We start from the raw sequence: 22,717 nt of genomic DNA, 5'->3' as shown, positions 1-22,717 counted from the left end.
ATGTGATAGAAAAACAGATACCATAAAATGGCAGTTATTCGTAACTGCCATTTTTTATATCCTTAATAAAGTAAAGTCACTCATGATAGAAAAAGAAGCATTATTAGAATCAATTATCCAAGAGTTGCGTGATGTGCATCAAATGGCGGTAGAGGCAACTCAACGAGCGATTGATCAAGCAACTGATAAAGAAGCGATAGCGCGAAGTAAGTATGAAACGTTTGGATTAGAAGCATCATATTTAGCACATGGGCAAGCGTTACGAGTCGCTGAATGTGAAGCGGATATTTTGGCGTATCGTAAATTACCACGTTTAGACTACTCAGAATCAACGGCGATTAATCAATGCGCTTTAGTGACTCTAATCAATCAAGATGATATTGAAAGTCGCTTCTTTATTGGTCCTTCAGCGGGTGGAGTTAAGGTTTCTTACCAAGGCGTGGATTTTTCATTGATCACACCGACGGCCCCGCTGGGAAAAGCGATAATAGGTTTGCAACTCGGTGATGAGTTTGAGTTAAATTTAGCGGGGAAAAAGCAAAAATACGAAATTATTGATGTTAAATAATTTTATTTGTGATCAAAAAAAGAGAGGCAAGCCTCTCTTTAGAATGTGATTTTGACTATGTGGTTAAACGCTAGGAACTACGATTTGACCATTAGTCAGCTGATCTGTATCCGCTTCAATGATTTCATCAATGTAGGTTTCTACTGCTTGACCAACCATTTCGTCATCTTCAGTAAAGTAAGCAAGATGGAAAACAGCATCACCTTCATTAACTAAAGGTAAGGTTTGTTGACCGATAACGATGCCGCCTTTATGAGCGCGAAGTTCAATTTCACTATGACCTAATGGTGCGCTGATGTAAGCCAAAACTTGGCCTTTTTCAACTTGTTCACCCAGAGTTACAACCGTACGTAAAATACCATCGCTTTCTGCACGTAACCAACTTGTAGATTTAGCAATGACCGCTTCTGGTAAGCGTTTTCTGCTCGCCTTTAGCATGCCAATGGCTTGCATTACACGTTGTACACCCACATAACCCGCATTGATCGCAATTGGTTCAAAGCGTAATGCTTCACCTGCTTCATACGTTAATACTGGGATGTTACATTTTTCAGCTTCACTACGAAGTGAGCCATCTCGAAGAGGTGAATCAACAATCACTGGTGTACCGAATGCGTGTGCAATACGTAACGTCTCAGGATTACTTAAATCAGCTCTTAGTTGAGGCAAATTCGTTCTGTGAATAGCACCAGTATGTAAATCAACAATATAATCACAACGTTGCGCAATCTGAGTGAAGAAGGTGTTTGCCATACGAGATGCCAAAGAGCCTTTTTCAGAACCAGGGAAACAACGGTTTAAATCACGACGGTCCGGAAGATAGCGTGATTTATGAATAAAGCCAAAGACGTTAACAATAGGCACAGCAATTAATGTGCCTTTTAGTTTCTTCGGATCAATGTTATTGATTAATTGACGTACAATTTCAACACCATTAAGTTCATCACCATGAATGGCAGCATTTACCATCAGGATTGGGCCAGCATGCTGGCCATTAATGATCTCAACAGGGATCGATAGAGGTGAGTGCGTATAAAGCTTAGCGGCTTCAATCTCAATTACCTTTCTTTCACCAGGTGCAACCGAGTGCGTTAGTATTTCAAACGCTTGATTTTTTTTAGCCTTTGCCACGAGTTTTAGTCCTTTTAGTCGCTGCAGTTTTTTCAATAAAATCAATAATTAGGCCAGCAACATCTTTACCCGTTGCTTTTTCAATGCCTTCTAAGCCCGGAGATGAGTTCACTTCCATAACCAGTGGACCACGCTCAGAGCGAAGTAAATCTACACCTGCAACATTTAATCCCATAATATTAGCAGCAGCTACCGCTGTCTTACGCTCTTCAGGAGTCAATTTAACAAGTGATGCTGAACCACCTCGGTGTAGGTTAGAGCGGAATTCGCCTTCTGCACCTTGACGTTTCATAGCAGCAATTACTTTGCCACCAATAACGAAGCAGCGGATATCTGCACCGCCAGCTTCTTTGATGAACTCTTGAACCATGATGTTCGCTTTTAAGCCCATAAATGCTTCAACAACACTTTCTGCTGCTTTACGCGTTTCTGCAAGAACAACGCCAATACCTTGAGTACCTTCTAAGAGCTTGATCACAACTGGCGCACCGCCAACCATGTCTAATAGGTCTTTAACGTCATCAGGCTTGCTTGCAAAGCCTGTAATCGGCATACCAATACCTTTACGAGAAAGTAATTGCATTGAACGCAGTTTATCGCGAGAACGAGTAATCGCAACTGATTCATTTACAGGGTATACCCCCATCATTTCAAATTGACGTAATACTGCTGTTCCGTAGAACGTTACTGATGCACCAATACGAGGGATAATTGCATCGAAATCAACTAGTTCTTCACCTTTAAAGTGAATTTGAGGTTTTTCTGAATTGATATTCATATAACAACGTAACGCATCAATTACTTTTACTTCGTGTCCACGACTCTCAGCAGCTTCAATTAAGCGGCTAGTAGAGTAAAGAGATTGGTTGCGCGATAAAATACCGATTTTCATTATACAGTTTCCTCAAAATCAACAAGGTAAGACGACGATGGATCTACAACAATACGATCTTGCATTGCTGTCCTTCCCAGTAACATACGAAACACCATTGTTTCTCGGTTACTTAATGTAATTTCAACTGGCCACTCTTGGCCTGAGATTTGGATCATTGTTTTTATTACGTAGCGTAGCTCTTCTTGACCGCTTGAGCTTTTTACTTTTCGGCGGTCAACGATTGGTGCTTCACAAATTTGCACGAAATCGTTATTACGCTTTTCTGGATGAATCCAGAAGCGGACCCAGTCTTCACCATCCTTTGTGAAGGGCTCTACTTTAAAAGCATGCAAGCAAGAAGTTTTGGCGCCAGTATCAACTTTTGCCTTAATTAATTTAATACCAAGTTCTGGAAGGCTTAATGATTCGCGCCATCCGACAATGATTTTATCTGTCATTAATTTGTCTCAAATAGAAAAAATCCACATTAAGTATAGTTAATACTTTGCGGATATCTAACCCATTTGGCTACCATCTAATTATCTGAGTGCGTAACTCAGTAGTCTGGAGTTTGGTGGAGTAAGTAGAGAGGTGTTATAGGATGTGTACACCGTGACTCAATGACGGCGAATTTATCAGTAGTTTTTAATTTCGTCAAATAAAATATTGATTATAATTTTGACGCTTTTGGATTACTTTTTCTAATGCTTATCTATTGTTAGGGGAATACGTTATATATTCCTTTTGTTTAAAAAAAAAGCATATTTTATTGTGGTTTTATGAAAATAAATGAATGGATATATTGTTGCTATCGAAAATAAATCAGAAGAAATCACCTCAAATTTTATTTTATAAGAAATTAATCAACAGCTTTGATAATTTTTTCTGGTTTTTAATGAAATCCAAGGTAATATAATCGCATTGTACTAGTTGAGTGATGCGTTTAATGAGCAGTAATAGAGAAAGTTTTAGTTCACGATTAGGTTTTATATTGGCAGCCGCAGGGGCTGCGGTTGGTCTTGGCAATATTTGGGGCTTCCCAACACAAGCCGCAAGTAATGGGGGGGGTGCCTTTTTACTTGTTTATTTAGTTATGATTTTAGTTGTTGCTTTTCCTATGTTGGTTGTCGAAATGGCTATTGGTCGTTATGGTCAAGCAAACCCCGTTGATAGTATGCGTTCACTTACCTCTAATCCATTAGGTAAGAAATTTGGTGCGTTTGTCGGTTGGATTGGATTAAGTGTTCCTAGTGCGGTATTAATGTTTTATAGCATTGTTGGTGGATGGTTAATCTGTTTTCTACTTGGTGCGATGGCTAATGTCATTGGTTTACATGACGTATCTGAGTGGTTTAAAGGCTTTAGTATTGAACGTAATTTGCTTGGTACAATCATTTTTTATGTATTAACTATTCTAATAGTACAAGGTGGAATTAAAGACGGTATTGAGAAGTGGTCGACACGTTTAATGCCTGCATTATTCATTTTATTTGGTCTATTATTTGTTTATATCATGATGCAGCAGGGTGCTGTAGAAGGATTAAAGCACTACCTTATCCCTGATTTTGAAAAGGTAATGGACAAAAAATTAATTTTAGCAGCGATGGGACAGGGCTTTTTTTCTCTAACCATTGGTGGTTGTTCAATGTTGATTTACGGTTCTTATTTAAGTAAAAAAGAGAACCTACCAAAGATGGCGATGAATGTAACGTTAGTAGATACCGCCGTTGCTTTTATTGCTGGTCTTGTTGTTATGCCAGCGATGTTTGTTGCCATGCAAAAAGGCGTTCAAATTTACGCTGAAGACGGTTCACTATTAAGTTCAGATACTTTGGTGTTTACAGTATTACCAATGATGTTTGATAGCTTAGGTTTGTTTGGTGATTTATTTGCGATTGTATTTTTCTTATTGTTAACGATTGCTGCATTAACGTCATCAATATCTATGCTTGAATGTTCGGTATCATTAGTTAGCGAGCGATTTGAAACAAAAAGAACACCAACAAGTTGGGTGTTAGGTTCATTGATTGCTGCTTTCAGTGTTGTGATTGTCTTTAATTTTGGTGAGTTATTTGGTCTGGTCGCGATGGTTGCAACTCAATATCTACAACCTGTTGCAGCGCTATTGTTCTGTGTATTTGGTGGCTGGGTATGGAGTCGTCATTCTAAAATTAAAGAACTTGAGCAAGGCTATCCTGAGTTTCAACAAGGTTTCTTTGGTAAAGTGTGGCCTTTATATGTGAAGTTTGTGTGTCCTATTTTAGTTATCACTGTTTTATGGGCATCGTTTTAAATTAATGATGTGATAGCTTTTCTATCAGGCATAAAAAAGCCAGCATATTAATGCTGGCTTCTTATTTTTATTGTTGTGGATTATTCATCCAATGATAAACAATTATAGTTTATCCCAAGCATCAGCCCAGAATTGGCTTTCTGCTGGTGCGTAAGCAGAGCTTGAACACCATGCAGTGTAAGGCCAAGGCTTACATTGGTAAACATCACCGTCTGTTGCTAATACTTTATCGCCCGCGGAGTAATTTACACCCGCTTCGTACGCAGGAACATCACTTGGTGGTGGTGTTGGCGTAGATGTATCTTCAGCAACAAGGTTAAAGCTGTAACGCGCTTCCACTGAATCATCATCGTTTGATGCGATTAGACGCATAGAGTAATAACCTTCTTCAATATTTGCCAGTTTTAAAGATACAGCTTCTGTGCCGTTAACTGATGCAGAGTAAGTCGTTACTGGGCTGCCAAAACGGTCAATAACATCAAGGTTAATAGACGCCATTTCATTTGTTGTTACTGTAAACGTTACTGTTGCTGAAGAATCTGTTACAGAGTACTCGTTTTTAAGATCGGTCACTTTAGCGTTTAATTCAACGTCTGGTTCTGGTGTTACATCGCCACAATCGCTGTCACCAATTTGTTTCCATACACCCCATTCACCAGTGGTTCCCGGCTCATCACCTTGAGTCCACCAACCTGCTTGCCATGTTTTGCCATTGTGAGTCGTTGTCTCATCAGCTAGGTATACTTGGTCTGCTTTCCAAGGGTTAACACAAACTTGTGAACCATCATTTACGGTTACTGTACGTGTTGCCGTTACTGTTTGATCTGCGCTGTCTTTTACTGTGTACGTTAACGTGTATTTACCCGCTGTCGTTGTGTCAACAGAACCTTCAAGAGTAATCGTTGATGTTAGGTCGCCATCTTCAGCATCGGTTGCTTTAACACCCGCTAGAGCGTTGAACTCTGTACCAATTTTTACCGTTGTGTTTGCTACACCAGAAAACTCTGGTAATGCGCTGTACACTTCTACATTACGCGCTTGCTTTGTTTCGTTACCGTCAGAGTCAATCACGCTGTAAGTCAGAACGTTATCACCAAGAACGTGAGTGTTTACTGAACCTTCAACAAGGATAGATGCAGAAACATCACCGTCTTCTTTATCCATTGCTTTAACGCCAGCTAGTGGGTTAAATGCCGTACCGTGTTGAACACGAACATCCGTTAGACCAGTGAACACAGGCTTACCAGCAACTGGTGGCGGTGTTGTTTGGCTGTGAATGTACGGGCCGTAAGCATTAATAAAGCTGCTGTTGTATGGTGTACCCGCTGAGTTTGTACCGATATCCCAGTTGATTGACCATGTCATTACACCACGTAGTGGTTGACCTTGTTTCTTCAGTGCATCAAATGCGTTGTATAGTGCTTGAGGCTCTTTTACGAAACCAGATGCTGCTGCGTCATTGTTTGTTGGAATACCAAAAACCAATTTGTCGTGTGGGATCTTGTGGAAACCACGAGTACCGTTGATTAATGAATCAGAGATGTAGTAAATGAACTTCTCTTTCATTGCATCGTTGTTTTGAGTGATCCATGCGTTTTCTTCGTCAACCCAAATACCGTCGCCACCTTGGTTGTAGAATTGTGGGTTGATCCAGTCGTAGTAACCTTCTAGGCGCTCAAGGTATGGAACGTATTTGTCACCACTTTTCAGGTATGGGAACTCAGGTGCCATTGTGATTAAGAAGTTTTTACCTTGTGCACGGTAGTGATCTTTAACAATTTTCAGTGCTTCAGGAATTACCCATTGGTTATCTGCTGCAGTAACAGCCGCTTGCTCTAAATCGATGTCTAGACCATCAAAACCGTATACTTCTACTAAGCGGATTACTTCTTCAGCAAAAGCGACTTCATCGCCACGCTTTAATTCGATGTGTGCATCTGCACCACCAAGTGCGATCAATACAGAACGACCTTGTGCATTCAGCTCTTTAATTTGGTCGATGAATTCTGCTTCTGTCAGGCCTACTGCTGGATCAAGACGGAAGGTTGGGATGCGGCCTTCAGCGGTGTCATATACTTTCATGAATGACACATCAACCACGTTGTACATTGGGTTTGTTTCTTCAAGTGTCATACATGGAGCATTACCTGCTTGATAACCGCGGCCATCACACCAGTTATGCCAGTAACCAACAACAACCCCACCTTCTGGATTAACCATGTCGTCGTTTGCTTGAGCTTGAACAGAGAAGCCTGCACCAAATAGGGCTAAAGCGATTGCATTAAGTTTTATTTTTTTTGTAAGTAATGTCATGTTTTTTTTATTCACTTTAAAGAATTAAGACCAGAAACAATGTTAACTAAACGTAACGTCTTTTTTCTGGCTCCTTGCTGATGGAGTGAAATTTACCAGTGAATTCTCAAATCAGTGACACTATAAGTGTAACAAAATGTAACCAGATAATAATCGAAAAAAAACATGCATTATTATCGTACTTTACTGCATGCTATAAAATTCGATCGTTAATCTATACTATTGATTTTATTTGTTTTTATTGTTTCCCTCTAAGGTTTTGAAAATGAATAAGTATGACAAAGATGAAAATTGAAAAATTATTTTAATGCTTTTATATTAATTTCTAGGTGGTTTATCACCTGAATTAAGATCTCATTTTTCGAGCTGGTGGTTTGACTAAATTAAATTATGATGATTTCGGTTTGTGTTTGATATTTGTTCAAACCAAACAAGTATAAAACTTCTTGTTATCATTTTACTTACACTGTTTTTTTCTAGTCAACGCGAGCAGTAATAATGGAACTAATATCAAAAAAGCATTGTTCGTTATTTCGCCACCTTTGATTGTTTTCAATAAAGGATACAGATAAAAATAAATGATTTTGTGTGTTTTAAAGGGGGGATGATGTGTAATTGAGTGAGGTTTTATACTAATAGATATAAATATTTAGTCATTTCTCCTTTCTTATTTCTTTTTTAATAAGAAATAAGAAAGGAGAAGGCATGGCTAGCTCTTCTCCTTTCTTAGCGCTAAGAAAACGTATTGTAAGATAATAAGTGTTAGCATTAGGCGTTATACCAATGGTATTAATGCATAGGTATTATCTAAATTGCTTTGCTTCTTCTAAGTAGTCAAACCCAGCATCAGCTAGCTTTTTAATGAGAGCGTCTTTATCCAACTCATAGAATTTAACGTAACTATTTAGATCTCCAAATTCATCACGGATCTTCATGTTAACTATGCTCATTAGCATAACAGGATCCATTGATGCGATCTTTTCTGGTGTCATTACTCATCCTCAAAATCAGAAATTAATAAGTTTGCAGCTGCAAATGCGGCTTTTTCACGAATTGCTTTAGGAAGGGCTTCGTCTGCGGCAATATCATTTAGTGATTTAACAGCACAAGTGATCGCTTGAGGGATGTAGCCCTGATCACCACTACCAATTAATGAATACAACTCACGAACCATCTCACAACAATCATATACTTTCATTAGACTTTCCATTTTAAAATGATAACTATGGTGAAGTTTACACTGAGCAATTTTTATTACCAATGATCAAATGTTTTAAATCGCTAATACATTGATTTAGATAAAACAAAGCCTCAAACAAGCCTGTTATGGCATAACTTGTTATGAGGCTTTAACTTATCTAGGAAGGATTCTATTGATGTTCGTTTATCGTAAGCTCGTTTAGCTAAATTACTTAGCGTCTAACATGCCGCGATCAATGATGAATTCGATGATTTTATCTAAACCAACACCTTCTTTAAGGTTTGCAAATACGTATGGACGAGTTGGACGCATACGCGCTGTGTCTGATTCCATGACTTCAAGAGACGCGCCAACGTATGGTGCTAAGTCGATTTTGTTGATGATCAATAAATCAGATTTTGTGATACCAGGACCACCTTTACGTGGGATCTTCTCACCTTCAGCAACGTCAATCACATAGATAGTTAAGTCTGCTAATTCAGGGCTGAAAGTTGCACTTAGGTTATCGCCGCCACTTTCTACAAAGACAACATCTAAGTTCTTATGACGTTGTGCTAACTCTTCAACTGCCGCTAAGTTCATTGATGCATCTTCACGAATGGCAGTGTGAGGACAGCCACCCGTTTCTACACCAATGATGCGATCTGCATCTAGTGCTTCAGCTTGAGTTAAGATCTTAGCATCTTCTTGAGTGTAGATATCATTAGTAACTACGGCGATTTGGTAGGTATCGCGCAGTGTCTTACATAGTACTTCTAATAGTGCTGTTTTACCTGAACCAACAGGGCCGCCAACACCAATACGTAAAGGTTGTTTGTAATCTTGCATTTGCTTCTTCTTATGATCTAAATAGTCGAGTGTATTGGCTCTCGTGTCGAGAACTTGCCAATACTTGCGCTGGAGTGAAACTACCAATCAGGTGTTCAGGCCAATGCTGTGATTTTTCTACTGCTTGTGGGATAACATCTGCCATTTCTAATAACAACTGTTGCCCGGCACTTTGCCCTAATGGAACCAACTTTATACCAACAATAACGGCATTTTCTAACCATCCCCACGCATACGCTGCGGCGAGTTTGGTTGGTGTTAAGTTCCAATGGTTGGCCGCAAGTGCAAAAGCGGCAACTTGAGTTTGTTTTACCATTGGTAGGGTAGTTTGATTTAATTCGATCCCTAATTTTGGTAATAACATAGAGAAGGCGAGTCCTCTTTGTCTTTCTTCAAGACGTAACTCTTTGGTTTCTCGATTGGCGATAATAAAATCACACCAATCTTGAGCTTGTTGCCATTCTTCTTGCTGCAATAACTGAGTTAATTTGGCTAAAACAGGCAGCTCTAGAGTGGATAAGCTATCCATTAATTGATTGCTCAACCAATGCTTTAGCTCAGTAACATTCGTTACCCAGCCTTTTTCAATCGCCCATTCTAATCCTTGCGAATAAGTGAATGAGCCAACGGGTAATGACGGGCTAATTAATTGATAGAGCCGTAAATCCTCTAACACAATGACCGCCCTTAGTGGTGATGACCATCGTGTGAACCCGCACTTGAGCCACCGTAAGCGCCCGGTTCAGGTTGGTATTTAGCTTGTTCAACTTTTACGTTTAATCCTAAACGTTGCACCATGTCATCAAGTACGTGATCGTGTAAGTAACGGCACCAACCTGCTTCAACTTGTAGAGGAACATGACGGTTACCTAAGTGATAACACGCTTTTGCAAGTAGCAATAAGTCATCGTTATAAGCTGTTGAAACCGTCTCTTCTGCCGCGGTGATCATCGCTTGGATACCCTCGTCACTTTCAACGATATCGTGCTCTTTTAATACAGTCCCACGAGGTAAAAACAGACCTGCTTCAGAGCCATCGCTTAAGGTCACTTTTAGGCGACTTTTGGTGCGCTCTTGCATCGTTAAGCAAATTGTTAGCTCAGCTGTGTTGTGCGTATGTTCTTCACCGTGATGATGCTCATCATGATGGTGATGTACAAGGTGAGTAAATTTAATCATGGTTGTTCACTCTAAAAAGTGCCCCGCCGGTAAATAGGTAGAAAACCAGCGAGGCAGGGGGTTAGAATAAGAAATAACGTTGTGCCATTGGTAACTCTGTTGCTGGTTCGCATACAAGAGGAACGCCATCGGCTTTTACTTCATAGGTTTGGCTGTCTAATTCAATGTTTGGTGTATAGCTGTTATGTATCATCGATTTTTTCGAGATGTTGCGACAGCCTTTTACTTCACCAATCTGACTTTGTAGATTCAACTTCTCTGGCACACCCGCTTCGATACTCGCTTGAGATAGGAAGATCATTGAAGACTTGAATTTCGCTTTGCCGTAACAGGCGAACATTGGACGATAATGTACCGGCTGTGGTGTTGGAATTGCGGCATTGATGTCCCCCATAGGGGCGTAAGCGACTAAACCACTTTTCATAACAAGCGCCGGTTTTACACCAAAAAATGCTGGGTTCCATAACACTAAATCAGCCAGTTTTCCTTTTTCAACAGAGCCAACTTCATGTGAAATACCATGAGCAATCGCTGGGTTGATGGTGTATTTAGCCACGTAGCGTTTAATTCGTTCGTTATCGTTATGCTCGTTATCACCTTCTAAAATACCACGTTGAAGTTTCATTTTATTCGCACACTGCCAAGTACGAATAATCACTTCACCAACACGGCCCATGGCTTGTGAGTCCGATGACATTACCGAGATTGCGCCCATATCATGAAGAATATCTTCAGCAGCAATGGTTTCACGACGAATACGAGATTCCGCAAAAGCCACATCTTCTGGAATAGATGGATCTAAGTGGTGGCAGACCATCAACATATCCAAATGTTCATCAACGGTATTGATGGTGTATGGCATGGTTGGGTTGGTTGATGCCGGTAAAATATTAGGTTCGCCTACTGACTTAATCACATCTGGAGCGTGACCACCGCCAGCGCCTTCGGTGTGGAATACGTGAATAACACGATCACCAATGGCTTTCACGGTTTCTTCGTAAAAACCACCTTCATTCAAGGTGTCTGAGTGAATGGCAATTTGAATGTCCATTTCATCAGCTACGTTTAAACAGTTATGAATAGCCGCAGGGGTTGCACCCCAGTCTTCATGGATTTTTAACCCCATTGCACCGGCTTCAATTTGTTCACGCAGTGCTTCAGGTTTACTTACGCAGCCTTTACCAAATAGACCTACGTTAATTGGTAAATCATCAACCGCTTCTAACATGCGGTGTATGTTCCAAATACCTGGCGTTACCGTGGTTGCATTGGTACCTGCAACAGGACCTGTACCACCGCCAATAAAGGTAGTAACACCAGAAGTTAAGCCTTCTTCCGCTTGTTGAGGGCAGATAAAGTGAATATGCGTATCAACGCCACCAGCGGTAATGATTTTGCCTTCACCAGCGACCACTTCGGTTGCTGGACCAACAACGATATCGACATTCGGTTGAACGTCAGGGTTACCCGCTTTACCAATACCAAAGATGCGACCATCTTTAATACCGATATCGGCTTTAACAATTCCCCAGTGATCGAGAATTAATGCGTTGGTAATAACCACATCAACGCATTCACTATTAACCACTTGGCTTTGACCCATGCCATCACGGATCACTTTACCACCGCCGAATTTCACTTCTTCGCCATAGGTTGTAAAATCTTTTTCTACTTCTAAAAACAGTTCAGTGTCTGCTAGACGAAGGCGGTCGCCTGTTGTCGGCCCAAACATATTGGCATAAGCCGTACGAGAAATATGCGCCATTACTTCACCTCTTTATCGTCAGGAATTGTTGTAGTGATGTGCTTATCGACATTACCCATGATTGCGGCTTGGAAACCGTAGATTTCACGTTTACCTGCAAATTCAACCAGTTCAATGGTGCGACGTTGGCCGGGTTCAAAACGAATCGCCATGCCCGCAGGGATATTTAAACGGAAGCCTTTTGTTGGCTCACGGTCGAAATGAAGCGCTTCATTAACTTCATAAAAATGGTAATGAGAGCCAACTTGAATAGGGCGGTCGCCGTAATTTGCGACAGATAATGTGTGTGTTGTGCGGCCCACGTTCAATTCTATTTGACCTAGGTCGTTATTAACTCTTAATTCGCCAGGGATCATCATTTGCTCCTTAAACAATAGGATCGTGAATTGAAACGAGTTTAGTTCCGTCAGGGAAAGTACATTCAACCTGAACATCTGGGATCATCTCAGGGACGCCTTCCATTACATCATCAGCGGTTAAAATAGTACGACCGTAGTTCATTAGATCAGCCACTGTGCGTCCGTCACGTGCGCCTTCCATAATTTCAAAACAGATTAGGGCGATAGATTCTGGATAATTCAGTTTTAGTCCACGCGCCTTACGTCTTTCAGCGATCATGCCCGCAGAAGCAAGCAGCAGTTTGTCTTTTTCTCTTGGTGTTAATTCCATTGCTATTCCAACTAATTATGTAGCCCAGATGCGTGGGACTTCGGGTAAGGAGCCTAACCAATGTTGGCGAGTGTGTTGCCATAGAGTGCTGAAACACGCCATCATTGGCTCTGTTTGGTGGCCTAAATAACGGATAACCAATAAGCCATCAATTTCAGTAATTCCACAAATAGGATCGCTATTGCCAAATAACCCAGTTTGTTCATGGAAATGTTCATTAATCAGTGTTCTTAATTTATCTTCTAGTGTTTCAGATGCAGGGTAGATATACAGATTTCCAAGCATTGGGTAATCTCGCATTCCTGCTGCGTGCTTAATTTCATTAATGGCGTCGATATACATGGACTCTGAAAGCAGTAATTTGCCATCAACGTTAATGTTGGTTCGCCCTGTCACCATACCTTTTTCAAAAATCTCATTGAGTACAGGGCGGCCAAAGCAGTTCATTTCCCAACCAATAAAATGCGAATTTTTATGTAGAGCAACTTGAGTATTTAAGTGTGCTTGGCTATCTGGGAAAAAAATGTTTTCTTGAGGTAACCACTCTAAGAAGCCTTTTTCTTCGACATTTAAGCATTGTGTTTGGCTTGATGTTGCGCCAGAGCTACGATAAAACTTAGTGGCCCCTGGTGTTGTTATTAATGAGTGAGCCTCTGGTGCAACATGAATATTAATATTGAGTTGATCACCACCGACTACGCCACCGGGTGGGTGAAGTAAATAGGTATGAGAAACCCCAATTTCTGGATAAAAAGGACGCTGCACCATTAATGGACCAACTTGTTCACGACGAACTAGTTTGGTATTTGAGCCTCTTTTTTCATAGAAAAGGGATATGTCTGCTAACCAACCAGAGGGGGATGTATTTATTTCAGGCATATTTAACCCTGCCGCTATGGCATATTTTCCTCAAAAGAAGTAATGAAAATAAATAGCAAACATCTCCAGTTTAAAACTAGAGAGATAAGTATTCTAAATAAATTGTAATTGCCTAAATTACGGCAGTGTTGAGTTAAGTACTCATATTTACAGTAAAGGTAATCTAATTTGAGTGAACATGAATATGAAAAAGAGATTAACTTTAGAGAAGATTTTTGAACGCTTTATGATCTGGATATTAATCCTATATTTTAGACTTGGCAACAGAAATATAATGAAAAATAGAACTTTTTTAGGGTTTTAAATTTGTTAAATATAAGTAGAAAATTTATTCTAAAAACAGGTCGATATCTTTGAATAAAACTTCTTAATTAATAGTAATTATTTTATGACAAATAGAGTTAAGTAAGGCTTTTTCATGAGAAATAATTAAAAGTCCCATGTTTTTTTCCTGACACAGTTGCAGTAGTTGTTCCCAAATTGTTTTTTGAGTAATGGGATCGAGTTGAGCTGTGATCTCATCACACAGTAAGTATTGAGTTGTGGGTAATAATGCGCGACATAAAGCTAAACGTTGTAGCTGTCCGCCAGATAGCTCTGCTGGATAACGAGACAACCACTCTTTATCAATACTAAAGCGCTCTAGGTATTCATCAAAAGGATTATCACGAAAGCTCTCTTTTAAAGATCGTAATAATGTCCACTTAGGATTGAATGAGCGTTCTGGATGTTGGCCAATCCATTGAACTGGATTAGGTGTGCTTTTGTTGTATTCAGGTATCGTTACACTCCCTGAGTTAGGAGTAATAAAACCAGCCAATAGCATGGCGACGGTTGATTTACCGCTGCCACTGATCCCTGAGAGTCCTAGAATCTCTCCCTGTTCTAGGTTGATATTGGGCAGCGAAAGTGGTTTATTTTTGTAGTGAATACAGGCGTTAAGTAATTGAATCATATTATTCCCAGTGGTTAGGTAAGGCTTTCCATAACGCTTGGCTGTATGGTTGGCTTTTTCCTTCCTTAATGTTTTTTGGGCTAGTGTACTCTATGGATGACAGTTGGTTTCCATCATCATTATTATTTAATACAAGAATTCGATCGGCAATATCAATAACGTGTTTTAAGTCATGACTGATGATGATGACACCTTTTTTCTCATTATGAGCGAGGTGTTGATAGTGCTGAAATAAAGGTTCAACATATTCATCATTAATACCACAGCTTGGTTCATCAGCAATAATAACGTCTGGGTTTTGAATGAAAGCCAGCGCAGAGAGCACACGTTTCGCCATACCTCCTGATAATTGATAAGGGTACAAACTAGCGACAGATTGAGGTAATTGAGCAAAAGTGAGAGCCTTATGAATAGCGGTTGTATTTTTGCGTTGATACCATTTTTTTGTAGGGTCAAATTGCGCTAGTTGGGAACCAATTTTTGCTGTCGGATTTAAAGCATCAATGTACTGTGGAACTAAAGCCATTCGTACTGTTGGATCAATATTAATTTCTCCTGTGACGCTGAAATCAGAGGAGAGGGAGTTCATAATGGTGTTAATTAATACACTTTTTCCACAACCACTGGCTCCGATGATCGCCAATACTTCACCTTTATCAATAGATAAAGAAAGGTTGCTGATCAGCGGGATTTGGTGATCTTTTTGTTTGATATTTAGTGCACTAATTTGAATCATTGCCAGCTCCTTATTTTCTTGTATTAGCGCCAATTTGCATCAGCAGTAATGAGCTAATGATTAACATTATCCCCGGGAATAAAGCCAGCCACCATTGGCCACTAAGTAAGTATTTACTTGCTTCAGAGAGCATTCCCCCCATGGAGGGCGTGGACGGTTCAATACCAAAGCCTAAAAACGTCAATCCGGCGCCATGAACTAATGCTTGAGGGTATAAGACTAACATTCCGGTTAGCATTTGTGGCAAAAGGTGAGGCGTCAAATGCGTTACATAGCTGTGCAATTTAGAGTGCCCAAAAGCCAGTGAATGCGATACATAAGGTTTTTGGCGTAACTGTTCAATTTCAACTTTAAGCAAGCGCGTCAATTTAGGCCAATGACTAAAGGTAATAGCAACCACTAACCCTTCAAAACCACCACCAACTAAAATGGACAGTACAATCATGACTAAGATGTGTGGTAAAGCACTCCATACATCAATTAGGGTATTAATTAGGTAGCTACAAGTTGTATTGATATTTCCAATCAAAGCCAAACACATCGAAAGCAATGAGCAGAAGAGAGAGGCTAGCCCTCCCATAGCAAGGCTGAATAAAAGCGCTTTGAGAGTTCGGCTAAAGACATCTCTGCCTAACCAGTCGGTTCCAAACCAATAATGGGTGTTTGGCATAAGGTTTTTATTGAATAAATCAATGTTCTCGCCATTATTTTGCCAAGAGAGGGAAATCAGTAATAAAAGACAAAATAAGGTTAAAGGAAGATGCTTCTTTAACATAATAAATATTCTTTAAGGTTAAAATGAGGCGGACAAAGAGAGCCGCTTAGTGAGTAGCGAGGCTAGGGCATTACCGATAAAAACAAAGATGGCACAACAAAAAGTGATCCCCAGCAGCAGTGGCGTATCTCCACTAAGGCCTGCTTTTACTAAGGTTTGTCCTATGCCTGGAAAATTAAAGACGGTTTCAACAATGACTGATCCACTTAATAATTCAGAGAACCCCGCTAATTGAATGACTAAAGCTGGGACTAGAGTGTTTCTTAATAAATGGTACCGAACAATAGAGAAAATAGATTGACCATGAAGGCGAGCATATTGCACATGCTGGCTATGACTCACTTCAATGACCTTTTCTCTCGTATGTAAAATAATGGGTGCCATTAAGCTAAAGCATAAGGTCACTAATGGTAATACGAAGTAAGGTGCTTTTTCATATAAAGATAAACTCTCAGGATCAATTCCTAAAGGAGAAACACCGCCGATAGGAAACCAAACTAATTTTATAGCAAAAACACTGATTAGGATTAAACCAACCCAAAAACTAGGGATGGCATTCATCATTAATGTAATGTGAGTAAAAACGTTACTCCATTTCTTTGTCGGAAATAAACCAAGTAACAGCCCCATGGTATAGCCAAGGATAAGTGATAAAGCACTCGCGCTAGCCATTAACATGATGGAATAACGACTGCGTTGCCAAATGATCTCACTGACAGGCTCTTGATAGTGATAAGAGTAACCAAGATCACCTGACAGTAATGACGTTGTAAAATCTATCATGCGCTCCAAGGCGGTTTGGTTTAGGCCTAGTTGTTCGATAAGCTGTATTTTTCGCTCACCAAACACAGCGAGCGCGTTACCATCAAAATACGCACTGATGGGATCAATCGGTGATAACGCCAAGAGTAGCGTTATCATTACAAGAGCCAAACACAGTTGAATCACAAGGCGAGTTAAACTTACGCACACACGACTTGAATGTTGGGTGTTTATTGACACGTCCAACGCCACTCTTCGATATTTGCGGTTAGCGGCCAGCCATGATCATGTGGTTCAGTAATTGGTTTTCCTAAATCTAAGCAATTTTTAGCCATATAAAGGTGCTGAATATTAACTAACCAAGTCCATGGGCGATCTTGTTGTATCTGCTGCTGTGCTTGTTGCCAAAAAGGCAATGATGCATCCCATGATGGTGCTTTAAGGGCTTTATCAATCGCTGAGTCGACCTGTGGATTTCGATAACCGCCTGAGTTATAGAAATCAGTATGCGCATAACGAGAGTGATAAACATAAGTTACTTCACTTGCAGAGTGACTACCAAAGCCCATAAGGACGGGAGTTGTCGTCATTTGGAGGGCAATATCATTCCATTCGAGACCTTTAACATTAATGTTAATACCGACTTTAGCCGCCATTGAACTGATTGCTAATGCCAGCTGTTCTCTGACACTATCTCCTGCTTTATAGAGCAGAGAAAAAGAAGCTTCATGACCTTGTTTATCTAGCGTCCCATTATTATTACTGTCACTCCAACCCGCTTGTGCAAGCAAAGCGTTAGCATGGCTTAGGTTTACTTTTTTAGAAGTGATATCTTGGGTATCCAAACCCCAAGGCATATTATCTGCGATGGAATACGCAGGTGTTGCATAACCATCTAATAATTTATCTACAATTAATTGCTTATCAATTAAGTAATCAAACACTTCCCTTATGGCAGGGTCGGCTGTGATGTAAGTCATTTCAGCATTTTTGTTGTAGTGCATTGGCCAGACAATACCACGATTATCTAGTGTCGGTACTGACCATAGCTTATAGCCTTTGAGTGTTTGATTTGCATAGCGTTGAGGTACAACACTTAAATCTAATTGGTGTGTTTTTAGTTGAATAAAACGAGACTCTTCACTTCCAAAAACAGCGATTAACTGTGAGAAATGAGGTGTTTTCCCATAATAATATGGATTCAATTTCATACTAACGTACTGGTTTTTTACCCACTTGGTTAGGACATAAGGACCAGAGCCTACCGGGGATGAGCCATAACGAAAGCTATTATCTTGCTGTTGATAAACGTGTTTTGGAACGATTCCAATAGAGGAGAATCGGTCTAGAAATGTAATGTCACATTGAGTCAAATGGAAAGCTACCGAATAAGGAGTTAAAGGCTCTGCCATTTTTAATGCACTGAGATCATGGGTGCTGCTTTGCTGCAAAATTTGATTGTAAGTGAAAGCGACATCTTCTGCTGTCAGTTGAGTACCATCACTGAATTGAACGTCGTTTCTTAAAGTGACAATCCAGGTCAGTTTATTATTGGTTAAGCGCCATTTTGTCGCTAAGTCGCCAACAAAATTTAATTCTTTATCTCTTTTTAATAGGGTAGATTGGAATAACGGATTGCCGTATTTACCCCAACCAAGGATCGGGTCAAAGCCGGAAGCGGGTTCACTACCAAGGGCAACTTTTAAAATATCTGGTTTTTTAACTTGAGGTTCAGAAGCGAATGTTGAAAGACTGAACGTAGTAAAAAAAGAAATGATTAATGAAAATAGAAAATAAATGAATAGATTTTTATTTCCATTTATTAATTTAAATAATGTATTCACAACTTGTTTCCAATATAAAAGAAGTAGTGCAGGTAAATGAGAGAATGCATTTACGAACTGCATTAGAAATTAAGTGGCGATCTAAACTCATCACACGAATATAACGATTGTTGATTCAGTTATATTTGAGACAATACGAAGCACCTTAATAAAAAGGTAATTACACATTAGTTGTTATAGTGCTAAATACGTATAGATTGATGGTAAATAATATCAGATCGAATTTGATGGTATTAACAAATAGAGAGTTAAATTCATCGGTATATAAAAATCGCAAGCCGTAGAACAACGGTAAAAAAAGAGAGCGATCTTGTTGCTGCGGATTCTATCAGTAGATGTAAAGTAATCAAGAAATAAATGAGTAAAAGTAACATTATTTCATGGATATAAAAAAGGCTAAGTAAATCTACTTAGCCTTTGGTATTTAAAAGGTGATGAAATTAGCTTAATTGAGCTTTAATGTGCTCAACGATGTTTGCAATTTCAACCACTTCTTTGCTGTTTGCACGACGGTTTTTATATTCGAAGTTACCTTCATCCATACTACGGTCGCCAATAACAACCGTATGTGGAATACCGATAAGCTCGATGTCTTTAAACATAACACCTGGACGCTCTTTACGGTCATCAAAGAGTACATCGATGCCCATTGCTGTTAGTTCTGCATACAGTTTTTCTGCTGCTTCTTTAACGCGCTCAGATTTGTGCATGTTCATCGGTACGATAGCAACCGTAAATGGTGCAAGCGCTTCTGGCCATACAATGCCGTATTCGTCGTTGTTTTGCTCAATAGCTGAGGCAACAACACGTGAAACACCAATACCGTAACAACCCATCTCAAGGATAGAGTTTTTACCGTTAGCATCAAGCACGCCACAGTTCATTGCTTCTGAGTAGGCTGTGCCTAATTGGAAGATGTGACCGACTTCGATGCCGCGTTTCAGTTGTAGAGTACCTTGACCACATGGGCTTAGATCGCCTTCAACAACGTTACGTAGATCTTCAACTTGACCAAGCTGTACATCACGCTCCCAGTTAACACCAAAGAAGTGCTTACCATCGATGTTTGCGCCTGTACCAAAGTCACTCATTACTGCAACAGAGCGGTCAACGATGAATGGCAGTTCTAGGCCTACAGGACCAAGAGAACCAGCACCAGCGCCGATTAGGTCATGAAGTTGTGCTTCGTCAGCCATCTCTAGTGGAGAAGCAACTTCTTTTAGGTTTTCAGCTTTAACTTCGTTAAGTTCGTGATCACCACGGATGATAAGTGCAATGATATCAGCGTCAATTTCATCAGATGCTTTAACAAATAATGTCTTAACTGTTTTTTCAATCGCGATACCGTGTTGCTCAACCAATTCTGCAATTGTTTTTGCGTTTGGTGTATCAACCGTTGTCATCTCTTGAGTAGGAGCAGCACGTTCAGTTGTTGGTGCTAGAGCTTCTGCTTTTTCGATGTTAGCTGCGTAATCAGATTCTGTTGAGAATGCGATTAAATCTTCGCCGCTTTCAGCAAGTACGTGGAACTCTTGAGAACCACTGCCGCCGATAGCGCCTGAGTCAGCCAATACTGGACGGTACTCAAGACCCATACGGTCGAAGGCTTTACAGTAAGCATCGTGCATTGCATCGTAAGACTTTTGTAGGCCTTCTTTATCGATATCAAAGCTGTACGCATCCATCATGCAGAATTCACGTGCACGCATAACGCCAAAACGTGGGCGACGCTCATCACGGAATTTAGTCTGGATTTGGTACAAGTTTAGTGGAAGTTGCTTGTAAGAGTTAACTTCGTTACGAACAAGGCTCGTGATAACTTCTTCAGCTGTTGGGCTAAGTACAAACGGACGAACATGACGGTCAGTAAAGCGAAGAAGCTCAGGACCCATCTTTTCAGAACGGCCTGTTTCTTCCCAAAGCTCAAACGGTTGAACTACGGGCATCAAAGTTTCGATTGCACCTGCATTGTCGATCTCTTGACGAACGATGTTTTCGACTTTACGCAATACACGTAGACCAGTCGGTAGCCAAGTATATAAACCTGAAGCTAGACGACGGATCATACCTGCACGTAGCATTAGCTGGTGGCTTACTACTTCTGCGTCGTTTGGAGTCTCCTTCAGTGTTGAAAGAAGGTATTTGCTAGTGCGCATGTTTTCATCCATTTGTTAGTTATGAATATTGGAATAGCTCGACTTAAACAGTTAAATCGAGAGTTCAATCTTAGTTATGGTATGTTCTTTAATGAGAACAGGATCAATCTAAAATTAAGCTTTCTATGATATCAGCCTAAAAGCGATCTCAAAAGCGATCAATTGCAGTTACCGTGATCGAATTGCTATCTACAGTAAATTTTACGTTCAAATCAAACAAATTTACCGCATATTCTTTGTTATCAGCTTTCCCTTTCTTATAAGCTGGTCGTGGATCTTGTCTAAGAACCTCTTTTATTACCGCCTCTATCTCTTTTCTTTGTGGGTGAGAACTTAGTGATTTTTGTGCCTCTATCGATAAATACACATCAAGAACGTCAGGTTCTTTCTCTGCAAAACCACCGAGTGCATCAGGAATAGAATCGGAATAGGGGATGTAAGGTTTGATGTCTATGATTGGCGTGTTATCCACCAAATCAACGCTGCCCAATTCTAAATAGGTTTGATTGCCTTCTTGAACCACGCCTTTTAATTCGACCGCAGACATACCAATACCATTGGGACGAAAGGTCGCACGCGAAGAAAATACACCAATACGCTCGTTGCCACCCAAACGTGGTGGACGAACCGTGGGTCTCCATCCCGCCTCTAAGTTTTGGTCAAATAAGAAAAGAAGCCATAAATGAGAGAACTGCTCAATAGCACGCACGGATTCAGGTGAGTTAGCATCCCCCACCAATTTTAGGCGAGATGTGGCACTAGGTGCTAAGCGAGGTTGGCGAGGAACCGCAAACTTTTCTTTGTAAGGCGATTGGATAAAACCAACAGGATCGATGTGATAAGTCATTGAAGTATTCTTTATGAATAATAATCTTTAGATATTAAAAAAGGTTGACGCTCTCACGTCAACCTTTTGTAGGTTAGTTTGTTAAAAGAAGAGGATTACCAACCTTTAACTACGCCACCTTTAAATGTTTTAAGTGCTGCTTGGTAAACTTCTTCTGATTGGTACGCTTTAACAAATGTTTTTACGTTTTCAGTGTTTACGTTGTCAGTACGACCAACAATTAGGTTTACATACGGAGAGTCTTTATCTTCAACAAAGATGCCATCTTTCTCTGGTGTAAGGTTTAGGCTACTTGCGTAAGTTGTGTTGATTACAGACAGTGCTACATCATCAAGAGAGCGAGGAAGCTGTGCTGCATCCAACTCAACAATAGTGATGTTTTTAGGGTTAGTCGTAATATCACGAATCGTTGCAGCAAGACCAGAACCATCACGTAATGTGATTAGCCCTTGTTCTTGAAGAAGAAGTAAAGAACGACCAAGGTTAGTTGGATCGTTTGGTACCGCAATACGTGCACCATCTTCAATTTGGTCAACCGAAGTTACTTGCTTAGAGTAACCAGCAATTGGGTATACAAAAGAGTTACCTGCAATTTCAATTTTGTAACCACGATCGGTCACTTGTTGATCTAGGTATGGTTTATGTTGGAATGCATTTAGGTCAATAGAACCATCATCCAATGCTGCGTTTGGTGTTACGTAATCGGTAAAAGTTACTAATTCAACATCAAGACCATATTGCTCTTTTGCCACTTTAGCTGCAACCTCAGCAACTTGCGCTTCAGCACCCGCCATTACACCCACTTTAATTGAGTTTGTTTTTGCTTCTTCTTGTCCACAACCCGTAAGGATAAGTGTTGATGCTAGGCCAGCAACTGCTGCCAGTTTTTTTAGATTCAATTTCATTATTTACTCCTTAAAAATGAATTCCATATTAAATAAA

Annotated in this window: 23 protein-coding genes; 2 read left to right on the top strand and 21 right to left on the bottom strand. The window is 40.1% G+C overall.

Going from position 1 to position 22,717, the window contains the following annotated elements; genetic code table 11:
• The first annotated feature begins 82 nt into the window (after positions 1-82).
• Positions 83-568, top strand: a complete 486-nt coding sequence (locus PVK71_RS12760) for a GreA/GreB family elongation factor (RefSeq protein ID WP_274419207.1) — start codon at positions 83-85, stop codon at positions 566-568.
• Positions 569-631: 63 nt separating this feature from the next.
• Here PVK71_RS12760 and PVK71_RS12755 read toward each other — a convergent pair whose 3' ends face one another.
• The 3 genes from PVK71_RS12755 to PVK71_RS12745 are packed head-to-tail and all read right to left on the bottom strand — an operon-like array spanning position 632 to position 3,031.
• Positions 632-1,699 (bottom strand): succinylglutamate desuccinylase/aspartoacylase family protein, encoded by a 1,068-nt coding sequence (locus PVK71_RS12755; RefSeq protein WP_274419208.1) that lies wholly within the window; start codon positions 1,697-1,699, stop codon positions 632-634.
• Positions 1,686-2,591, bottom strand: a complete 906-nt coding sequence (gene rimK, locus PVK71_RS12750) for a 30S ribosomal protein S6--L-glutamate ligase (protein ID WP_061013588.1) — start codon at positions 2,589-2,591, stop codon at positions 1,686-1,688. Before rimK ends, PVK71_RS12755 begins: the two co-directional genes overlap by 14 nt.
• Positions 2,591-3,031 carry an ATP-dependent zinc protease family protein gene (locus PVK71_RS12745; protein WP_274419209.1) on the bottom strand — a complete coding sequence of 147 codons (441 nt, stop codon included), beginning with the start codon at positions 3,029-3,031 and terminating at the stop codon, positions 2,591-2,593. The genes rimK and PVK71_RS12745 overlap by 1 nt, the downstream gene beginning before the upstream one ends.
• Before the next feature lie 488 nt (positions 3,032-3,519).
• Between PVK71_RS12745 and PVK71_RS12740 the strand changes: the two genes are divergently transcribed.
• Positions 3,520-4,866, top strand: a complete 1,347-nt coding sequence (locus PVK71_RS12740; RefSeq protein ID WP_443111718.1) for a sodium-dependent transporter — start codon at positions 3,520-3,522, stop codon at positions 4,864-4,866.
• A 102-nt stretch (positions 4,867-4,968) separates the two neighbouring features.
• On the opposite strand, the gene PVK71_RS12735 is transcribed toward PVK71_RS12740, so the two are convergent.
• The 18 genes from PVK71_RS12735 to PVK71_RS12650 all read right to left on the bottom strand — a co-directional run bounded on the left by PVK71_RS12735 (position 4,969) and on the right by PVK71_RS12650 (position 22,680).
• Positions 4,969-7,179, bottom strand: a complete 2,211-nt coding sequence (locus PVK71_RS12735; RefSeq protein ID WP_274419212.1) for an immunoglobulin-like domain-containing protein — start codon at positions 7,177-7,179, stop codon at positions 4,969-4,971.
• 803 nt (positions 7,180-7,982) lie between these two features.
• The gene (locus tag PVK71_RS12730) at positions 7,983-8,171 is read right to left on the bottom strand and encodes a DUF4250 domain-containing protein (protein ID WP_274419214.1); all 189 of its coding nucleotides are present in this window, start codon (positions 8,169-8,171) and stop codon (positions 7,983-7,985) included.
• Complete coding sequence (locus tag PVK71_RS12725; RefSeq protein WP_274419216.1) at positions 8,171-8,377, bottom strand: YaeP family protein; 207 nt, start codon at positions 8,375-8,377, stop codon at positions 8,171-8,173. Before PVK71_RS12725 ends, PVK71_RS12730 begins: the two co-directional genes overlap by 1 nt.
• 210 nt (positions 8,378-8,587) lie before the next feature.
• Positions 8,588-9,208: an urease accessory protein UreG gene (gene ureG / locus PVK71_RS12720; protein ID WP_274419217.1), complete on the bottom strand. Its 621-nt coding sequence runs from the start codon at positions 9,206-9,208 to the stop codon at positions 8,588-8,590.
• Positions 9,209-9,218: 10 nt separating this feature from the next.
• The gene (locus tag PVK71_RS12715) at positions 9,219-9,884 is read right to left on the bottom strand and encodes an urease accessory protein UreF (protein ID WP_274419218.1); all 666 of its coding nucleotides are present in this window, start codon (positions 9,882-9,884) and stop codon (positions 9,219-9,221) included.
• 11 nt (positions 9,885-9,895) lie between these two features.
• Positions 9,896-10,387 carry an urease accessory protein UreE gene (gene ureE / locus PVK71_RS12710; protein ID WP_274419220.1) on the bottom strand — a complete coding sequence of 164 codons (492 nt, stop codon included), beginning with the start codon at positions 10,385-10,387 and terminating at the stop codon, positions 9,896-9,898.
• Between the two features lie 61 nt (positions 10,388-10,448).
• Positions 10,449-12,152, bottom strand: a complete 1,704-nt coding sequence (gene ureC / locus PVK71_RS12705; RefSeq protein ID WP_012533253.1) for an urease subunit alpha — start codon at positions 12,150-12,152, stop codon at positions 10,449-10,451.
• Entirely contained in the window at positions 12,152-12,508 is a 357-nt protein-coding gene (locus PVK71_RS12700) for an urease subunit beta (protein ID WP_274419276.1), read from the bottom strand. The genes ureC and PVK71_RS12700 overlap by 1 nt, the downstream gene beginning before the upstream one ends.
• A gap of 10 nt (positions 12,509-12,518) precedes the next feature.
• Positions 12,519-12,821 (bottom strand): urease subunit gamma, encoded by a 303-nt coding sequence (locus tag PVK71_RS12695; RefSeq protein WP_130047231.1) that lies wholly within the window; start codon positions 12,819-12,821, stop codon positions 12,519-12,521.
• A 15-nt stretch (positions 12,822-12,836) separates the two neighbouring features.
• Positions 12,837-13,700, bottom strand: a complete 864-nt coding sequence (locus PVK71_RS12690; protein ID WP_274419221.1) for an urease accessory protein UreD — start codon at positions 13,698-13,700, stop codon at positions 12,837-12,839.
• A 367-nt stretch (positions 13,701-14,067) separates the two neighbouring features.
• The gene (locus tag PVK71_RS12685; RefSeq protein ID WP_274419222.1) at positions 14,068-14,655 is read right to left on the bottom strand and encodes an ATP-binding cassette domain-containing protein; all 588 of its coding nucleotides are present in this window, start codon (positions 14,653-14,655) and stop codon (positions 14,068-14,070) included.
• Between the two features lies 1 nt (position 14,656).
• The gene (locus tag PVK71_RS12680) at positions 14,657-15,391 is read right to left on the bottom strand and encodes an ATP-binding cassette domain-containing protein (RefSeq protein WP_274419224.1); all 735 of its coding nucleotides are present in this window, start codon (positions 15,389-15,391) and stop codon (positions 14,657-14,659) included.
• 10 nt (positions 15,392-15,401) lie between these two features.
• Positions 15,402-16,166, bottom strand: coding sequence for an ABC transporter permease (locus PVK71_RS12675; RefSeq protein ID WP_274419226.1), 765 nt, complete (start codon positions 16,164-16,166; stop codon positions 15,402-15,404).
• 18 nt (positions 16,167-16,184) lie between these two features.
• The gene (locus tag PVK71_RS12670) at positions 16,185-17,087 is read right to left on the bottom strand and encodes an ABC transporter permease (protein ID WP_274421825.1); all 903 of its coding nucleotides are present in this window, start codon (positions 17,085-17,087) and stop codon (positions 16,185-16,187) included.
• A 71-nt stretch (positions 17,088-17,158) separates the two neighbouring features.
• Complete coding sequence (locus PVK71_RS12665) at positions 17,159-18,835, bottom strand: ABC transporter substrate-binding protein (RefSeq protein WP_274421823.1); 1,677 nt, start codon at positions 18,833-18,835, stop codon at positions 17,159-17,161.
• A gap of 377 nt (positions 18,836-19,212) precedes the next feature.
• Positions 19,213-20,928: a proline--tRNA ligase gene (locus PVK71_RS12660; RefSeq protein WP_274419230.1), complete on the bottom strand. Its 1,716-nt coding sequence runs from the start codon at positions 20,926-20,928 to the stop codon at positions 19,213-19,215.
• Between the two features lie 148 nt (positions 20,929-21,076).
• Positions 21,077-21,775 carry a tRNA (N6-threonylcarbamoyladenosine(37)-N6)-methyltransferase TrmO gene (gene tsaA / locus PVK71_RS12655; RefSeq protein ID WP_274419231.1) on the bottom strand — a complete coding sequence of 233 codons (699 nt, stop codon included), beginning with the start codon at positions 21,773-21,775 and terminating at the stop codon, positions 21,077-21,079.
• 95 nt (positions 21,776-21,870) lie between these two features.
• The gene (locus PVK71_RS12650; protein ID WP_274419232.1) at positions 21,871-22,680 is read right to left on the bottom strand and encodes a MetQ/NlpA family lipoprotein; all 810 of its coding nucleotides are present in this window, start codon (positions 22,678-22,680) and stop codon (positions 21,871-21,873) included.
• Positions 22,681-22,717 lie beyond the last annotated feature (37 nt).

The sequence above is a fragment of the Aliivibrio sp. S4MY1 genome (assembly GCF_028765545.1).
In the GTDB taxonomy this organism is placed as follows: Bacteria; Pseudomonadota; Gammaproteobacteria; order Enterobacterales; family Vibrionaceae; genus Aliivibrio.
This window is presented reverse-complemented; position numbering and strand designations above follow the sequence as displayed.

What these genes read in the sequence shown, in the direction of transcription:
- PVK71_RS12735 (WP_274419212.1), bottom strand. Translation starts at nt 7,179, where the DNA reads ATGACATTACTTACAAAAAAAATAAAACTTAATGCAATCGCTTTAGCC.
- PVK71_RS12695 (WP_130047231.1), bottom strand. Translation starts at nt 12,821, where the DNA reads ATGGAATTAACACCAAGAGAAAAAGACAAACTGCTGCTTGCTTCTGCG.
- ureE (WP_274419220.1), bottom strand. Translation starts at nt 10,387, where the DNA reads ATGATTAAATTTACTCACCTTGTACATCACCATCATGATGAGCATCAT.
- PVK71_RS12690 (WP_274419221.1), bottom strand. Translation starts at nt 13,700, where the DNA reads ATGCCTGAAATAAATACATCCCCCTCTGGTTGGTTAGCAGACATATCC.
- PVK71_RS12725 (WP_274419216.1), bottom strand. Translation starts at nt 8,377, where the DNA reads ATGAAAGTATATGATTGTTGTGAGATGGTTCGTGAGTTGTATTCATTA.
- ureG (WP_274419217.1), bottom strand. Translation starts at nt 9,208, where the DNA reads ATGCAAGATTACAAACAACCTTTACGTATTGGTGTTGGCGGCCCTGTT.
- PVK71_RS12670 (WP_274421825.1), bottom strand. Translation starts at nt 17,087, where the DNA reads ATGATAACGCTACTCTTGGCGTTATCACCGATTGATCCCATCAGTGCG.
- PVK71_RS12745 (WP_274419209.1), bottom strand. Translation starts at nt 3,031, where the DNA reads ATGACAGATAAAATCATTGTCGGATGGCGCGAATCATTAAGCCTTCCA.
- PVK71_RS12650 (WP_274419232.1), bottom strand. Translation starts at nt 22,680, where the DNA reads ATGAAATTGAATCTAAAAAAACTGGCAGCAGTTGCTGGCCTAGCATCA.
- PVK71_RS12740 (WP_443111718.1), top strand. Translation starts at nt 3,520, where the DNA reads ATGAGCAGTAATAGAGAAAGTTTTAGTTCACGATTAGGTTTTATATTG.
- PVK71_RS12680 (WP_274419224.1), bottom strand. Translation starts at nt 15,391, where the DNA reads ATGATTCAAATTAGTGCACTAAATATCAAACAAAAAGATCACCAAATC.
- tsaA (WP_274419231.1), bottom strand. Translation starts at nt 21,775, where the DNA reads ATGACTTATCACATCGATCCTGTTGGTTTTATCCAATCGCCTTACAAA.
- PVK71_RS12665 (WP_274421823.1), bottom strand. Translation starts at nt 18,835, where the DNA reads ATGCAGTTCGTAAATGCATTCTCTCATTTACCTGCACTACTTCTTTTA.
- PVK71_RS12660 (WP_274419230.1), bottom strand. Translation starts at nt 20,928, where the DNA reads ATGCGCACTAGCAAATACCTTCTTTCAACACTGAAGGAGACTCCAAAC.
- ureC (WP_012533253.1), bottom strand. Translation starts at nt 12,152, where the DNA reads ATGGCGCATATTTCTCGTACGGCTTATGCCAATATGTTTGGGCCGACA.
- rimK (WP_061013588.1), bottom strand. Translation starts at nt 2,591, where the DNA reads ATGAAAATCGGTATTTTATCGCGCAACCAATCTCTTTACTCTACTAGC.
- PVK71_RS12675 (WP_274419226.1), bottom strand. Translation starts at nt 16,166, where the DNA reads ATGTTAAAGAAGCATCTTCCTTTAACCTTATTTTGTCTTTTATTACTG.
- PVK71_RS12730 (WP_274419214.1), bottom strand. Translation starts at nt 8,171, where the DNA reads ATGACACCAGAAAAGATCGCATCAATGGATCCTGTTATGCTAATGAGC.
- PVK71_RS12760 (WP_274419207.1), top strand. Translation starts at nt 83, where the DNA reads ATGATAGAAAAAGAAGCATTATTAGAATCAATTATCCAAGAGTTGCGT.
- PVK71_RS12685 (WP_274419222.1), bottom strand. Translation starts at nt 14,655, where the DNA reads ATGATTCAATTACTTAACGCCTGTATTCACTACAAAAATAAACCACTT.
- PVK71_RS12700 (WP_274419276.1), bottom strand. Translation starts at nt 12,508, where the DNA reads ATGATCCCTGGCGAATTAAGAGTTAATAACGACCTAGGTCAAATAGAA.